This window comes from Pseudomonas putida (assembly GCF_002741075.1).
GTDB lineage: Bacteria > Pseudomonadota > Gammaproteobacteria > Pseudomonadales > Pseudomonadaceae > Aquipseudomonas > Aquipseudomonas putida_T.
Genome location: NZ_CP016634.1, coordinates 4717688 through 4733769, shown reverse-complemented (window position 1 = coordinate 4733769; position 16082 = coordinate 4717688). Strand labels below are relative to the sequence as shown.

13 protein-coding genes are annotated in these 16082 nt (G+C 62.5%); 11 read left to right on the top strand and 2 right to left on the bottom strand.

Annotation, left to right across the window (positions count from 1 at the left end):
- The first annotated feature begins 195 nt into the window (after positions 1–195).
- The 3 genes from thiI (at position 196) to IEC33019_RS22095 (ending at position 5203) form a co-directional block, all read left to right on the top strand.
- Positions 196–1650: a tRNA uracil 4-sulfurtransferase ThiI gene (gene thiI, locus IEC33019_RS22105; protein WP_070090610.1), complete on the top strand. Its 1455-nt coding sequence runs from the start codon at positions 196–198 to the stop codon at positions 1648–1650.
- Between the two features lie 128 nt (positions 1651–1778).
- Positions 1779–3599, top strand: a complete 1821-nt coding sequence (gene typA, locus IEC33019_RS22100) for a translational GTPase TypA (protein ID WP_070090609.1) — start codon at positions 1779–1781, stop codon at positions 3597–3599.
- 194 nt (positions 3600–3793) lie between these two features.
- Complete coding sequence (locus IEC33019_RS22095) at positions 3794–5203, top strand: PhoPQ-activated pathogenicity-related family protein (protein ID WP_070090608.1); 1410 nt, start codon at positions 3794–3796, stop codon at positions 5201–5203.
- Between the two features lie 15 nt (positions 5204–5218).
- Here the strand turns inward: IEC33019_RS22095 and IEC33019_RS22090 are convergent, their stop codons facing one another.
- Positions 5219–5623 (bottom strand): YkgJ family cysteine cluster protein, encoded by a 405-nt coding sequence (locus IEC33019_RS22090; RefSeq protein WP_070090607.1) that lies wholly within the window; start codon positions 5621–5623, stop codon positions 5219–5221.
- 179 nt (positions 5624–5802) lie between these two features.
- On the opposite strand from IEC33019_RS22090, the gene IEC33019_RS22085 reads away from it, so the two are divergent.
- From IEC33019_RS22085 to IEC33019_RS22065, 5 genes are all read left to right on the top strand, one after another.
- Positions 5803–8253, top strand: a complete 2451-nt coding sequence (locus IEC33019_RS22085; RefSeq protein ID WP_099593916.1) for a glycogen/starch/alpha-glucan phosphorylase — start codon at positions 5803–5805, stop codon at positions 8251–8253.
- A gap of 185 nt (positions 8254–8438) precedes the next feature.
- Positions 8439–9449, top strand: a complete 1011-nt coding sequence (locus IEC33019_RS22080) for a class 1 fructose-bisphosphatase (protein WP_051099541.1) — start codon at positions 8439–8441, stop codon at positions 9447–9449.
- 3 nt (positions 9450–9452) lie between these two features.
- On the top strand, positions 9453–10049 hold the full coding sequence (locus tag IEC33019_RS22075; RefSeq protein ID WP_070090605.1) for a DUF924 family protein: 597 nt from the start codon (positions 9453–9455) through the stop codon (positions 10047–10049).
- A gap of 221 nt (positions 10050–10270) precedes the next feature.
- Entirely contained in the window at positions 10271–10525 is a 255-nt protein-coding gene (gene bamE, locus IEC33019_RS22070; protein WP_043212571.1) for an outer membrane protein assembly factor BamE domain-containing protein, read from the top strand.
- Positions 10522–11094: a lipocalin family protein gene (locus IEC33019_RS22065; protein WP_070090604.1), complete on the top strand. Its 573-nt coding sequence runs from the start codon at positions 10522–10524 to the stop codon at positions 11092–11094. Before bamE ends, IEC33019_RS22065 begins: the two co-directional genes overlap by 4 nt.
- A 247-nt stretch (positions 11095–11341) precedes the next feature.
- On the opposite strand, the gene IEC33019_RS22055 is transcribed toward IEC33019_RS22065, so the two are convergent.
- Positions 11342–12706, bottom strand: coding sequence for a formimidoylglutamate deiminase (locus tag IEC33019_RS22055; RefSeq protein ID WP_070090603.1), 1365 nt, complete (start codon positions 12704–12706; stop codon positions 11342–11344).
- A gap of 145 nt (positions 12707–12851) precedes the next feature.
- Here IEC33019_RS22055 and hutC point away from each other — a divergent pair, with 145 nt between their 5' ends.
- From hutC to hutU, 3 genes are all read left to right on the top strand, one after another.
- A complete protein-coding gene (gene hutC, locus IEC33019_RS22050; RefSeq protein WP_170831704.1) occupies positions 12852–13562 on the top strand; it encodes a histidine utilization repressor in 711 nt (236 codons plus the stop codon).
- Positions 13559–14131: a HutD/Ves family protein gene (locus tag IEC33019_RS22045; RefSeq protein WP_070090601.1), complete on the top strand. Its 573-nt coding sequence runs from the start codon at positions 13559–13561 to the stop codon at positions 14129–14131. Before hutC ends, IEC33019_RS22045 begins: the two co-directional genes overlap by 4 nt.
- Before the next feature lie 249 nt (positions 14132–14380).
- Entirely contained in the window at positions 14381–16054 is a 1674-nt protein-coding gene (gene hutU, locus IEC33019_RS22040; protein WP_070090600.1) for a urocanate hydratase, read from the top strand.
- Positions 16055–16082: the final 28 nt, after the last annotated feature.

Below are 16082 nucleotides of genomic sequence, written 5' to 3'. Positions count from 1 at the left end.
TCCCACAGCGATCAAAAGCAGGTGGTGCCCCTTGTGGAGTGGGTTTACCCGCGAAAGGGCCGGTACAGGCAGCGCAAAACGCACCTTCGGCATTTATCTCAACGCTTCTGATCAAAAGTTGCTCAAAGCTTGAGCAATTTCCGCTATAATTCGCGCCCCTCATTTTCGGCAGGCCCTGTGCGCGCTGTTAAACCAATGAAACTTATCGTCAAAGTCTTCCCAGAGATCACCATCAAGAGCCGGCCGGTGCGCAAGCGTTTCATTCGCCAGCTCGGCAAGAACATCCGCGTCGTGCTCAAGGATCTGGATCCTGAGCTCGCGGTCGATGGCGTCTGGGACAATCTCGAGGTGGTCACCCGCGTCGAGGACGAGAAGATCCAGCGCGAGATGATCGAGCGCCTGACCTGCACGCCGGGTATCACCCACTTCCTGCAGGTCGAGGAGTATCCGCTGGGCGACTTCGACGACATCGTCGCCAAGTGCAAGCACCACTTCGGTCACCTGTTGGCCGGCAAGCGCTTCGCCGTACGTTGCAAGCGCGGTGGCCACCATGACTTCACCTCGATGGACGTCGACCGTTACGTCGGCAGCCAACTGCGTCAGCAGTGCGGCGCCACCGGCATCGACCTCAAGACCCCGGAAGTCCTGGTGCGCATCGAGGTCCGCGACCAGCGCCTGTATGTCATCCATAACCAGCACCAAGGCATCGGCGGTTACCCGCTGGGTGCCCTGGAGCAGACCCTGGTGCTGATGTCCGGTGGCTTCGACTCCACCGTGGCGGCCTACCAGATGATGCGCCGCGGTCTGATGACCCACTTCTGCTTCTTCAACCTCGGCGGTCGTGCCCACGAGCTGGGCGTGATGGAAGTCGCCCACTACCTGTGGAAGAAGTTTGGCAGCAGTCAGCGCGTGCTGTTCATCAGCGTGCCGTTCGAGGAAGTGGTCGGCGAGATCCTGAACAAGGTCGACAACAGCTACATGGGCGTGACCCTCAAGCGCATGATGCTGCGCGCCGCTGCGCGCATGGCCGACCGCCTGGAGATCGAGGCGCTGGTCACCGGCGAGGCGATCTCCCAGGTGTCCAGCCAGACCCTGCCGAACCTTTCGATCATCGATTCGGCCACCGACAAGCTCGTGCTGCGCCCGCTGCTGGCCAGCCACAAGCAGGACATCATCGACACCGCCTATCAGATTGGCACCGCCGAGTTCGCCAAGCACATGCCTGAATACTGCGGCGTGATCTCGGTGAACCCGACCACCCATGCCAAGCGCCACCGCATGGAGCACGAAGAGAAGCAGTTCGACATGGCGGTGCTCGAGCGTGCCCTGGAGCGCGCCAAGTTCATCTCGATCGACCACGTCATCGACGAGCTGGGCAAGGACATCGAAATCGAGGAAGTGGCCGAAGCCCTGCCAGGCCAGATCGTTCTCGACATTCGTCACCCCGATGCCCAGGAGGACGAACCCCTGGTGATCGATGGCGTCGAAGTCCAGGCCATGCCGTTCTATGCGATCAACAGCAAGTTCAAGCATCTGGATGCCAACCGCCAGTACCTGCTGTATTGCGACAAGGGTGTGATGAGCCGTTTGCACGCACACCACCTGCTCAGTGAGGGACATGCCAATGTGCGTGTTTATCGTCCGACATAAGACGCCAGGGCTGTATGGCGGCAGCATCCGCCATCGCCCTCCCGACCCTCGGGCCCGCTGAGCCGCAAACCTTACATATTCGCCGCCTACACTGGGCGGCAACCGAATCCTCTGATCGAGATACAGTTGTGATCGAAAATCTGCGTAACATCGCCATCATCGCCCACGTTGACCATGGTAAAACCACTCTGGTCGACAAACTCCTGCGCCAGTCCGGCACCCTGGAGCGTAACGAGCTCAACGACGAGCGCGTGATGGACTCCAACGACCAGGAAAAAGAGCGCGGCATTACCATCCTGGCGAAAAACACCGCTATCCGCTGGAACGACTACCGCATCAACATCGTCGATACCCCCGGCCACGCCGACTTCGGTGGCGAGGTTGAGCGCGTGATGTCGATGGTCGACTCCGTGCTGCTGCTGGTCGACGCCCAGGACGGCCCGATGCCGCAAACCCGCTTCGTGACCAAGAAGGCTTTCGAAGCCGGTCTGAAGCCGATCGTCGTGATCAACAAGGTCGACCGTCCGGGCGCGCGTCCTGACTGGGTTCTGGACCAGATCTTCGACCTGTTCGACAACCTAGGCGCCACCGACGACCAGCTGGACTTCCAGGTGGTCTACGCCTCGGCCCTGAACGGCATCGCCGGTCTGGACCACACCGACATGGCCGAAGACATGACCCCGCTGTACCAGGCCATCGTCGATCACGTACCGGCACCGACCGTCGACGTCGACGGCCCGTTCCAGATGCAGATCTCCGCGCTGGACTACAACAGCTTCCTGGGCGTCATCGGTGTTGGTCGTATCGCCCGTGGCCGCGTCAAGCCGAACACCCCGGTCGTCGCCATCGACACCGAAGGCAAGAAGCGCAACGGTCGTATCCTCAAGCTGATGGGTCACCACGGCCTGCACCGCGTTGACGTCGAAGAAGCCACCGCTGGCGATATCGTCTGCATCAGCGGTTTCGACGAGCTGTTCATCTCCGACACCCTGTGCGACATGAACAACGTCGAAGCGATGAAGCCGCTGACCGTCGACGAGCCGACCGTTTCGATGACCTTCCAGGTCAACGACTCGCCGTTCTGCGGCAAGGAAGGCAAGTTCGTCACCAGCCGTAACATCAAAGAGCGTCTGGACAAAGAGCTGCTGTACAACGTTGCCCTGCGCGTTGAAGAAGGCGACTCGGCCGACAAGTTCAAGGTTTCCGGTCGTGGTGAGCTGCACCTGTCGGTTCTGATCGAAACCATGCGTCGTGAAGGCTTTGAAATGGCCGTAGGCCGTCCTGAAGTGATCATCCGCGAAGTCAACGGCGTCAAGCAGGAGCCGTTCGAGAACGTCACCATCGACATCCCAGAGGAATCCCAGGGCAAGGTCATGGAAGAGATGGGCCTGCGTAAGGGCGACCTGACCAACATGGCGCCGGATGGCAAGGGCCGTGTGCGTCTGGAGTACAACGTTCCGGCCCGTGGCCTGATCGGTTTCCGTAACCAGTTCCTGACCCTGACCAACGGTGCGGGCATCCTGACCTCGATCTTCGATCGTTACGACACCATGAAGCCAGGCACCATGTCCGGCCGTCTGAACGGTGTTCTGGTTTCGATCGAGACCGGCAAGGCCCTGACCTACTCGCTGGAAACCCTGCAGGCTCGCGGCAAGCTGTTCATCGAGCATGGCCAGGACATCTACAACGGTCAGATCATCGGCCTGAACAGCCGTGATAACGACCTGGGCGTGAACCCGACCAAAGGCAAGAAGCTCGACAACATGCGTGCTTCGGGCAAAGACGAAGTCATCGCTCTGGTTCCGCCGGTTCGCCACACTCTCGAGCAGGCCCTGGAATTCATCCAGGACGACGAGCTGTGCGAAGTGACCCCGAAGTCGATCCGTCTGCGCAAGAAGATCCTCGACGAAGGCGAGCGTACCCGCGCTGCCAAGAAAGCCAAGGCTTGATGCGCTAGCCTGAGCTGAACGAAAACGCCCCCGGTCGAAAGGCCGGGGGCGTTTTTGTTTGTGGAGGTGTTTGGTGAGGGTTTGTAGGGACGGGCGGAATCTAACGTAGGTATTGCCGCTTTGTAGCCCGCATGCCTTGTGGCCTTGGGAGCTGGCTTCTAGGTTTGGAGCGTGAACCCGAAGGAGCTGTAGGCATGAAGTTTCGCTTAGCGTTGTTGGTCGCACCGAGCTTGGTGGCGTGTACCGAGGCCACTGTCTCGCAGGACTGCGCATCGGTGCGTCCACAGGAGGTCGTTGGCTGTCATCTGCAGAATGTGCGACAGCAACCTTTGGACTACACCCTTCAGGTACGTGAATCCCAGCCGGGCTATGTGTTCCAGCGTTATCGAATGACCTCCCAGGACTGGGCGCCCGCCCCCGTCGTGGCGCCACGGCAATGGGAGCATGACGTGGAGTTGTACATTCCCGATGGCGCCTTGCCGAACAATGCCTTGTTGGTCGTGAACAATGGCGTGCGGTACGGAACACCCCAATCGCCGGATTATTCTCCAGAGGCTCTGCGCGCTATTGCCCTGCAGACGCGCACTGTCGTTGCCATGATCACCGACGCGCCCAATCAGGAAATCACCTTCAGCGATGTCGAGAAGCCCTTGAGAGAGGACTATGCCGTCGCCCACACCTGGGCGACCTGGCTCAGGGGCGAAGAAGCCGCCCCGGAATTGCCGTTGCATGTGCCGATGGCGGCCGTGGCCAGTCGGGCGATGGATGTGCTCCAGCAGGAGATGGGGATCGAACGATTCGTCATTTCCGGTGCGTCGAAGCGAGGATGGAGCGCATGGCTCACGGCGATGGCCGATGATCGCATCATCGCCATCGTGCCTGCGGTGATCGATGTCGCCGACACGTCTGAAATGCTTGTCGGCCTGCGTAAACGCTATGGGGGTAGCTGGCCATTGGCACTTGTGTCGTACCAGGAGGCCGGGGTGTTGCAGCAACTGGGCAGCGCTGGATTCGACAGGTTGATGGCGATGATGGACCCGATGCAGTACCTGGATGAGCCTGGGCAGCGCCTGGCGATACCCAAGTACCTGATATCGGCGAGCGGAGATGATTTCTTCGCGCCGGACCCAGTGACGGACTATCTGCAGCGTATGCCTGGGCAGGCGAGTGTCCGGGTTCTGCCAAACTCGAACCATGGGGGCGTGCGCGCCCATGTGGTCAGTACCTTGGTCCCTTTGATCGCGCGTGTACAAAACGACCAGCCACTGCCGACCGTGAAGATTTCCTCGGCGGGTCAGCGGGGGCGTGTGGAGGTACGCTTATCGGAAATGCCCGTCGCTGTGAAGCTATGGACGGCGGCTAACCAGGATGACCGTGATTTTCGCTACGCCTGTGGTATTCGCTACGAACCGGAAACCCTGCCCGCCAGCCAGGCGTTCGCACTTGACTGGACGCCCCCGCAGGCAGGTTGGCAAGCACGGTTCATTGAGGCCGTGTTTGCCGATGGGTTCACGGCAACCAGCCCTGTCAGCGTCATGCCGGAAACCTTCCCCGCAGGCCCGCCCAAGGATAAGGGCGGTGCGTGCAAGAGTTTCCCAAGCTAAGCCGCTGCGTTCGTATCAGCGAACTGTCGTCTTTGGCTTGTAGGCGCAATACCCCGGGCGTGGCCCGATCTTCGGGTGGTTACGGCAGGTGTCCGGGCGCTTGTCATAGATGGTGCACAGCCGGCTCTTGCGATCCAGGTACAGGCAGTCATCGTTGCTCATTCGGGTCAGGGTGAAGATCCCCGACTTCTGGTTGAAGCGTTCGATGATGCCGTCCTTTTGCAGGCGCTTGGCGATGTTCTTCGGCGGTTCGTCCTTTTCGAACTCGTCCACCACGCCGATGCGGATCAGGTCCTTGATCTTGACCTCCACCGGCAAGGTGCAGCAGGTCGAGTGACAGCCCCCGCACATGTGGCTGGCATAGCGTTGCCAGGTTTCCAGGCGGTCGACTTCGGCGGCGGCGATCAGGGTCGGTTTCATCGTTAGGGGGCGTATCACGGTTTGGGGCGCGCGATGATACCGGAGTTGTTCAATTTATGAACAACCTTTTGCCGGAATCGCCGAGCGGGCATGAAATCCGCGAACCCTCGCTGACGCTCTGTGTCGAAGCGTCTAGGCTGAACAACCTGTGCTTTCGTCAACTTGCCCGAGGATGCCGCATGTCCCAGGAACCCAAAGCGCGTGATGCAGAGGTGGCTGAGTTCCGCGCCGCTGTACTGGCCAAGCTGACTTACGCTGTCGGCAAGGACCCGGAGCATGCCTTCGATCACGATTGGTTCGAAGCCATTGCCCTGGCTGCCCGCGATCACATGGTCGATCACTGGATGGATCACACACGCCAGGCGTATCGACGCAGCCAGAAGCGGGTCTATTACCTCTCGCTGGAGTTTCTCATCGGCCGTCTGCTCTATGACAGCCTGAGCAATCTCGGCCTGCTGGACATCGCCCGTGAGGCGCTCGAAGGCCTGGACGTGGATCTTGAGCGCATCCGCCTGCTCGAACCGGATGCCGCGCTGGGCAATGGTGGCCTGGGGCGGCTGGCAGCGTGCTTCATGGAGAGCATGTCGACCTTGGGTATTGCCGCCCATGGCTACGGCATCCGCTATGAACACGGCCTGTTCCGCCAGGCCATGGTCGATGGCTGGCAGCAGGAGCAGACTGAAAACTGGCTGGATTTCGGCAACCCCTGGGAGTTCGAGCGGGCCGAGGTGATCTACCCGATCAGCTTCGGCGGTAGCGTCGAGACGGTGCAGGACACTCATGGCCAACCGCGCCAAGTCTGGTGGCCAGGCGAGACAGTCCGGGCGGTGGCCTACGACACGCCAGTGGTCGGCTGGCGCGGGGCCAGTGTCAACACCTTGCGGCTGTGGCGGGCACGGGCACTGGAAGAGCTGCACCTGGAGCGCTTCAATGCGGGGGATCATTTGGGAGCGGTGGCCGAAGTGGCACGGGCCGAGAGTATCTCGCGGGTGCTTTACCCGGCCGACAGCACCGAGGCGGGCCAAGAGCTGCGGCTGCGCCAGGAATACTTCTTCGTGTCGGCTTCGCTGCAGGACCTGCTGCGCCGCCACCTGAACATGCACGACAACCTGCTCAACCTGCCGGACGCGGCGGCTATCCAGCTCAACGACACCCACCCGTCGATTGCCGTGGCCGAGCTGATGCGCCTGCTGGTAGACCAGCACGAGATCCCCTGGGATACCGCCTGGGAGCTGACCGTCAACACCCTGGCCTACACCAACCACACGCTGCTGCCCGAGGCCCTGGAAACCTGGCCGGTTGCGCTGATGGAACGCATGCTGCCGCGGCACATGCAGATCATCTACCTGATCAATGCCTACCACATCGATGCCCTGCGGGCCAAAGGCCTGCATGATTTCGACGTGCTGCGGGCGGTGTCGCTGATCGAGGAGAACAATGGCCGTCGGGTACGCATGGGTAACCTGGCCTTCCTCGGCTCGCACAGCGTCAACGGCGTATCGGCCCTGCACAGCCGGCTGATGCGAAGCACGGTGTTCGCCGAGCTGCACAAGCTGTATCCGCAGCGGATCAACAACAAGACCAATGGCATCACCTTCCGCCGCTGGTTGTACCAGGCCAACCCGCAGCTCACCGCAATGCTCGTCGAGGCCTTGGGCCCAGAGGTACTGGACGACCCGGAAGGCAGGCTCAAGGCGTTGGTGCCGTTTGCCGAGAAGGCGACGTTCCGCAAGCAATTCGCCGCCCAGCGCCTGCACAGCAAACGGGCGCTGGCCAGCATCATTCAGGACCGGGTCGGGGTCACGGTCGATCCGCAGGCGCTGTTCGACGTGCAGGTCAAGCGTATCCATGAGTACAAGCGCCAATTGCTGAACCTGTTGCACACCGTGGCCCTGTACCAGGCCATGCGTGCCGAGCCAGGCACCGACTGGGTACCACGGGTGAAGATCTTCGCGGGCAAGGCCGCGGCCAGCTATCACCAGGCCAAGCTGATCATCAAGCTGGCCAACGACATCGCCCGGGTGGTCAACAACGACCCGACCGTGCGTGGCCTGCTCAAGGTGGTGTTCCTGCCCAACTACAACGTGAGCCTGGCCGAGAGCATCATTCCAGCGGCCGATCTTTCCGAGCAGATTTCCACGGCCGGCTATGAAGCCTCCGGGACCAGCAACATGAAGTTCGCCCTCAACGGCGCGCTGACCATCGGCACCCTCGACGGCGCCAATGTGGAAATGTGCGAGCAGGTGGGCGGTGAGAACATGTTCATCTTCGGCCTGACCGCCCAACAGGTGGAGGAGCGGCGGCGTTCGGGTGATTTTGGCGCCGGGGCGGCGGTCGCCGCGTCCAGCCGACTGGCCGATGTGTTGCAGGCGATCCGCAGCGGGGTGTTCTCGCCGGATGATCCGGCGCGCTACACCGGGCTCGTGGATTCGCTGGTGGCCTATGACCGTTTCCTGGTGTGCGCGGATTTCGATGCATACTGGGACGCCCAGCGGCGGGTCGAGGCGCTGTGGCATGCGCCACAGGACTGGTGGCGCATGGCGGTGCTCAACACGGCGCGCATGGGTTGGTTCTCTTCGGACCGGACCATTCGCGAATATGCCAGCGAGATCTGGAAGGCGTTGGACTGAGGTGACGCCATTGGCGTGGGTTTGCCTGCGAAACGGCCTTGACCCCGACCACCGGCCTGGCGAGGGCTGAACTACCCACCTATTGTGCCGTCTGAGAGCCGTGGCGAGTCTCATCACTCGCTAGCCCGTTACTCTCCCTGTAAACTGCGGGGGTTTTTCTCCCCCTTTCCATTTCGGAGCCATACATGTCCCGCGTTACCCTGAGTCGCTATCTGATTGAGCAGACCCGCAGCAACAATACCCCTGCCGATCTGCGCTTCCTGATCGAAGTGGTGGCGCGTGCGTGCAAGGAAATCAGCCACCACGTTTCCAAGGGCGCCCTGGGCGGTGTCCTGGGCAGCATGGGCACCGAAAACGTGCAGGGCGAAGTGCAGAAGAAGCTGGACGTCATCTCCAACGACATCCTGCTCGAAGCCAACGAATGGGGTGGCCACCTGGCCGGCATGGCTTCCGAAGAAATGGACAACGCCTACCAGATCCCGGGCAAATACCCCAAAGGCGCCTACCTGCTGGTCTTCGACCCGCTCGATGGTTCGTCGAACATCGACGTCAACGTTTCGGTCGGCACCATCTTCTCGGTACTGCGTTGCCCTAACGAATACCTGAGCCAGAACGAAACCCTCAACGAAAAAGCCTTCCTGCAGCCAGGCACCCAGCAGGTCGCCGCCGGTTACGCCATCTACGGCCCGCAGACCATGCTGATCCTGACTCTGGGCAATGGCGTCAAGGGCTTCACCCTGGATCGTGAACTGGGCAGCTTCGTCCTGACCCACGAGAACATCCGCGTACCGGAGAGCACCGCCGAGTTCGCCATCAACATGTCCAACCAGCGTCACTGGGAAGCCCCGGTTCAGCGCTACGTGGGCGAGCTGCTGGCGGGTGAGACCGGTCCGCTGAAGAAGAACTACAACATGCGCTGGATCGCCTCGATGGTGGCCGACGTGCACCGTATCCTCACCCGTGGCGGCCTGTTCATGTACCCACGCGATGCCCGCGAGCCGAGCAAGCCGGGCAAGCTGCGCCTGATGTACGAAGCCAACCCGATGTCGTTCATCATCGAGCAGGCTGGCGGCGCGTCCACCAACGGTTACGATCGTATCCTCGACATCCAGCCAGAGAGCCTGCACCAGCGCGTGTCGGTGATTCTCGGCTCGAAGGAAGAGGTCGAGCGCGTCACCGCCTACCACAAGGAGTAAGTCATGCTCGCACCTTGGCAGCCGTTACTGGAATGGTGGTTCGGATGGGGCAGCAGCCCCCAGGCCGTGGCTGACGAGAAGAGCTCGCTGTGGTTCGGCAAGCACCATGACGACGAAGCCCGTGAGTACTTCGGCGAACTGGTCGAGCATGCCCTGGCCGGTGGTCTGGACGAGTGGCAGCAGAGCCCCCAGGGCTGGTTGGGGCTGCTTCTGCTGCTCGATCAGCTGCCGCGCATGATCCACCGTGACACGCCGCGCGCCTTCGATGGCGACCGTCGTGCCCAAGTGGTCGCCATGCAGGGTCTGCAGAAGGGCTGGGACTACCAGCTGCTGCCGATCCAGCGCGTGTTCGTGCTGCTAGTGCTGGAGCATGCCGAGGTGCTGGACTGGCAAAACCTGTGTGTCGAGCGCTACCAGATGCTGCTCGACGAGCAGCCCGAGGCCAATGCCCGGTTGTTCGAGGGTTTCCTCGATTACGCCGAGCAGCACCGGCGGGTGATCGCCCGCTTCGGTCGCTTCCCGCACCGCAACCTGGTGCTGGGACGGCCGAGCACCAGCGAGGAGATGGACTTTCTGCTGGAGCCGGGCTCGCGCTTCTGAGCGTTTGAATCGATTGCGGGGCAGTATCGCTCCCACGCCTGACGTGGGGGTGAACTGCCCCGCAATCGTTTCCGGGCTGTGATCAGCGTCTCACGCTGCGCACCAGCCGACCAATGGCGTAGGGTGAAAACCAGGGGAGCAGGGAACCGAGGCGGCTTTTTGTCTTCTAAGCTGTCTGCAGGCCACCATGCCTGTGCCTTCATCTCCAGGAGTGTCCCTTCATGTCGTTGCGTTCCCTCGCCCTGTTGTCCTTGTGCGTCGTCCTGACCGCTTGCAGCAAGATCAACCAGGAAAACTATTCCAAGCTCAAGACGGGCATGAGCAAGGCTGAGGTGGAGCAACTGCTCGGCACGCCGGCCGAGTGTTCGGGGGCGCTGGGCATGAGCAGCTGCACCTGGGGGGACGAAAAGAGCTTCATCAGCGTGCAGTACGCGGCCGACAAAGTCCTTATCTATTCCGGGCAGGGTCTCAAATGAAGCGTTTGCACTTGTTGTTGGCGCTCTGCGCGGCGATCGTTCTGGGCGGCTGTGCCACTTCCGCGACCGACCCGCTGGTACCCAAGACTGTCGGTAACCTCGACCTCAAGCGCTATGAAGGCAAATGGTACGAGTTGGCACGCTTGCCGATGACATTCCAGCGTGACTGCGCCCAGTCCGAGGCGCACTACAACCTGCGGCCCGATGGCACGATGGGTGTGCTCAACCGCTGCCGCATGTTCGATGGCGAGTGGCTGCGCGCCGAAGGTTCTGCCTGGCCGCAAGAGCCGGGGCACAACGACCGGCTGTGGGTGGAATTCAACAATTGGTTCACGAACCTGGTGCCGGGCGTGGCCAAGGGCGAGTACTGGGTGCTGTATGTGGACGAACGCTACCGCACCGCGATCGTCGGCAGCCCGGACCGCAAATACCTGTGGTTGCTCTCGCGGACGCAGACCCTTCCGGCGGTGGAGCGCGAGAGCCTGCTGGCCAAGGCGCGCCAGCAAGGCTATGACACTACCCGTCTGATCTGGCGTGCCTCGGACAAGCAGATTGTCGCTTCGCACTGATCATTGAGATTGGGGCGCTTAGCGCCCCTTTCGCGACACATGCATTGTCTTTGAACGCTTGCGGCGAACCTTGTGGGAGCGGGTTTACCCGCGACGCAGGCAACGCGGTGGATGACACGGGCTTGGCCCGTGTTCGCGGGTAAACCCGCTCCTACACGCTGCCAGCGCAAGCCTGCAGATCGAGACAAGACAGTTGCGTCCACATCTACGGCGCTAAGCTCAAGGGCTGCGCAGCAGCCCCATACGGCTAGTCGAGCAACTGACGCAGGACCTCGACGAACGCCTGGGCGCTCTCGGCTTCCTGTTCATGCCGCCCCTGGCGAACCACCCACTGTCCATTGACCATCACATCGCGCACCTGGCGATCACCCCCGGCGAACAGCCAGCGGTTGAGGATGGCATCGCCGTTGGCCGTGGCGAGATAAGGGTCCTGTCCATCGAGCACCAGCCAATCGGCGCGCTTGCCGACGGCCAGCTCGCCGACCGCTTGGCCCATCGCCTGGGCCCCGCCGACCAGTGCTGCATCGTACAAGGTGCGACCGACCATCGGCTGGTCGTCGCGATACAGTCGGTTGCGTCGTTGGTCGCGCAGGCGCTGGCCGTATTCCAGCCAGCGCAGCTCTTCCACCACGCTGAGCGAAACGTGGCTGTCCGAGCCGATGCCCATGCGCCCGCCCTGGGCCATGAAGTCCACGGCCGGGAAGATACCGTCGCCCAAGTTGGCCTCGGTGGTCAGGCACAAGCCTGCCACGGCGCGGCTGCGAGCCATGGCGCTGACTTCGTCGGCCTCGGCGTGGGTGGCATGGACCAGGCACCAGCGCGCGTCGACATCGACGTTTTCATAGAGCCATTGCAGGGGGCGGCGACCACTCCAGGCCAGGCAATCATCGACTTCCTTCTGCTGCTCGGCGATGTGGATGTGCACAGGGCACGCCTGATCGCTGGCGGCCAGCACTTCGGCGATCTGCCCCGGGGTGACCGCGCGCAAGGAGTGGAAGCACAGGCCCAGGCGCTGTGCCGGTTGTGCCGCCAGGTGCGGTGCGAGGCGCTCCTGCAGGCGCAGGTACTGGTCGCTTGAGTTGATGAAGCGGCGCTGGCCCTCGCTCGGTGCCTGGCCGCCGAAGCCCGCGTGGCTGTAGAGCACAGGCAGCAGGGTCAGGCCGATACCAGTGTCGGCGGCGGCGGCGCTGATGCGCAGCGACAGCTCGGCCGGGTCGGCATAGGCCTGACCGTTGTGGTCATGGTGAACGTAGTGGAACTCGGCCACCGAGGTGTAGCCGGCCTTGAGCATTTCGATGTACAGCTGGCGGGCGATGACCTGCACTTGCTCGGGGGTGATGCGGCCCACCAGGCGGTACATCAGGTCACGCCAGGTCCAGAAGCTGTCGTTGGGGTTGCCGGCCACTTCCGCCAGGCCCGCCATTGCGCGTTGGAAGGCGTGGGAGTGCAGGTTGGGCATGCCCGGCAGCAGCGGGCCGCCCAGGCGCTCGGCGCCTTCTGCCGAGGCATCGGCCTCGACATGGGTCAGGCGGCCATCCTCGGCAACTTCCAGGCGGACATTGCTGGCCCAGCCTGTGGGCAGCAGGGCGCGTTCGGCGAAAAAGGCAGGCATCGGGTGAAATCCTGTTATTGTTTAACTTGTATATACATATACAGGCGTTTGCCTGCCGGGTAAACTGCGGCAAGCTACCGCTCAATCAATTGCACAAGGATTCAACGCCGTGCCGACACCTCCTGTCTCCGCGCTGGTTGCCCAGATGGGCGAAGGGCCGGCGCCGCTCTATGCCCGGGTCAAGCAGATGATCGTCCAGCAGATCGAAAACGGCAGCTGGCCACCGCATCACCGGGTCCCGTCCGAGAGCGAACTGGTCAGCGAGCTGGGTTTCAGCCGCATGACCATCAACCGCGCCCTGCGCGAACTCACCGCCGAAGGGCTGCTGGTGCGCATGCAGGGCGTGGGCACGTTCGTCGCCGAGCCCAAGAGCCGTTCGGCACTGTTCGAGGTCAACAACATTGCCGACGAAATCGCCGGCCGTGGTCACCAGCATAGCTGCCAGGTGATCCGCCTAACTGAAGAGACCGCCGGTTCCGAGCGCGCCTTGGCCCTGGATATGCGCGAAGGCCAGCGGGTGTTCCATTCGCTGATCGTGCATTACGAGAACGGCGTGCCGGTGCAGATCGAAGATCGCTACGTCAACGCCCAGATCGCCCCGGACTACCTCAAGCAGGACTTCACCCAGCAGACGCCCTATGCCTACCTCTCGCAGGTCGCGCCACTGACCGAGGGCGAGCACGTGGTCGAAGCGATCCTCGCCGAGCCCGAGGAGTGCCGCCTGCTACAGATCGAGCAGGGCGAGCCTTGCTTGCTGATTCGCCGCCGCACCTGGTCCGGTCGCCAGCCGGTGACCGCGGCGCGGCTGATCCACCCCGGTTCCCGTCATCGCCTCGAAGGACGATTCAGTAAATGACCCAGTTGCAGTTGCTGCGCGCCAAAGACTACCCGCGCATGCCTTGGAAGAACGGTGGTGGTTTCACCGAAGAGATCACCCGCGACGCAGGCGAAGGCCTGGATGGCTTCGGCTGGCGCTTGTCGATCGCCGACATCGAGGAGTCCGGCGGGTTCTCCACCTTTGCCGGCTACCAGCGGATCATCAGCGTGCTGCAGGGCGATGGCATGCGCCTGCTGGTCGATGGTCAGGCCAGCCGGCCCTTGCTGCCATTCGACGCCTTTGCCTTCAGTGGCGAAAGCCAGGTCAGCTGCAAGCTGCTCGGTGGCGCGATCCGCGACTTCAACCTGATCTACGCGCCGCAACGTTACCGGGCGCGGTTGCAGTGGTTTGACGGCACCAGTCGGATATTCAGCTCGGCCTCGACGGTGTTGCTGTTCGCTGCCAGTGGGCATGTGGACGTGTCGGTATCGGGACAGTCCAAGCAGCAGCTCGGCTTGTATGATTGCCTGCAATTGGAAGGCAACGACGGGTTGCTGGGGCTGGATGTTCAAGGGCGGTTCTGTCTGATCGAATTGATGTCGCGCTAATCGGGCATCGTGAAAAGGGGCTGCTGTGCAGCCCGATCGCAGCACAAGGCCGCTCCTACAGGTGATCGCAAATCCTTGTAGGAGCGGCTTTGTGCCGCGATCGGGTCGCGCAGCGGCCCCTTTGTATTTCTGGCTTCCCGAGGAACGGTATTAAAAATTTGGTTGTCCATGCTTGTACATACAAGTAAAGATGTGTTTGTATATTCACATCGACAAACCGCCGTCGACCTGACCGCAGAGGACATTCCCGTGACTGACAACAACAAATACCGTGACGTAGAAATCCGCGCCCCGCGTGGCAACAAGCTGACCGCCAAGAGCTGGCTGACCGAAGCGCCGCTGCGCATGCTGATGAACAACCTCGATCCTCAGGTCGCCGAGAACCCGAAGGAGCTGGTGGTCTACGGTGGCATCGGCCGTGCCGCGCGTAACTGGGAGTGCTACGACAAGATCGTCGAGACCCTGACCCGCCTGGAAGACGACGAGACCCTGCTGATCCAGTCCGGTAAGCCGGTCGGCGTCTTCAAGACCCACGCCAATGCTCCGCGCGTGCTGATCGCCAACTCCAACCTGGTGCCGCACTGGGCCAACTGGGAACACTTCAACGAACTGGACGCCAAAGGCCTGGCCATGTACGGCCAGATGACCGCCGGCAGCTGGATCTACATCGGCAGCCAGGGCATCGTTCAGGGCACCTACGAAACCTTCGTCGAGGCAGGTCGCCAGCACTACAACGGCAACCTGACCGGCAAGTGGGTCCTGACCGCTGGTCTGGGCGGCATGGGCGGCGCCCAGCCACTGGCCGCGACCCTGGCCGGCGCCTGCTCGCTGAACATCGAATGCCAGCAGAGCCGCATCGACTTCCGCCTGCAGACCCGCTACGTGGACGAGCAGGCCAAGGACCTGGACGACGCCCTGGCGCGCATCGCCAAGTACACTGCCGAAGGCAAGGCCATCTCCATCGCCCTGCACGGCAACGCCGCTGAAATCCTGCCAGAGCTGGTCAAGCGTGGCGTGCGCCCGGACATGGTCACCGACCAGACCAGCGCCCACGACCCGCTCAACGGCTACCTGCCAGCCGGCTGGACCTGGGAAGAGTACCGCGACCGCGCCCAGACCGACGCCGCCGCTGTGGTCAAGGCCGCCAAGCAGTCCATGGCCGTCCACGTACAAGCCATGCTGGACTTCCAGAAGATGGGCGTGCCGACCTTCGACTACGGCAACAACATCCGTCAGATGGCCAAGGAAGAAGGCGTGGCCAATGCCTTCGACTTCCCAGGCTTCGTGCCGGCCTACATCCGTCCGCTGTTCTGCCGCGGCGTCGGTCCGTTCCGCTGGGCGGCGCTGTCCGGTGACGCCGAGGACATCTACAAGACCGACGCCAAGGTCAAGGAGCTGATCCCGGACGACGCCCACCTGCACCGCTGGCTGGACATGGCCCGCGAGCGCATCAGCTTCCAGGGCCTGCCGGCACGTATCTGCTGGGTTGGCCTGGGCCTGCGCGCCAAGCTGGGCCTGGCGTTCAACGAAATGGTCCGCAGTGGCGAGCTGTCCGCCCCGATCGTCATCGGCCGCGACCACCTGGACTCCGGCTCGGTTTCCAGCCCGAACCGCGAAACCGAAGCCATGCGTGATGGCTCCGACGCGGTCTCCGACTGGCCACTGCTCAACGCCCTGCTCAACACCGCAGGCGGCGCCACCTGGGTTTCGCTGCACCACGGCGGTGGCGTGGGCATGGGCTTCTCCCAGCACTCGGGCATGGTCATCGTCTGCGACGGTACCGACGAAGCAGCCGCGCGTATCGCCCGTGTGCTGACCAACGACCCAGGGACTGGCGTGATGCGTCACGCCGATGCCGGCTACCAGATCGCCATCGACTGCGCCAAGGAGCAGGGCCTGGACCTGCCGATGATCACGGGCTGATCGACGTTCCTTTGGTAATTGCCGAACA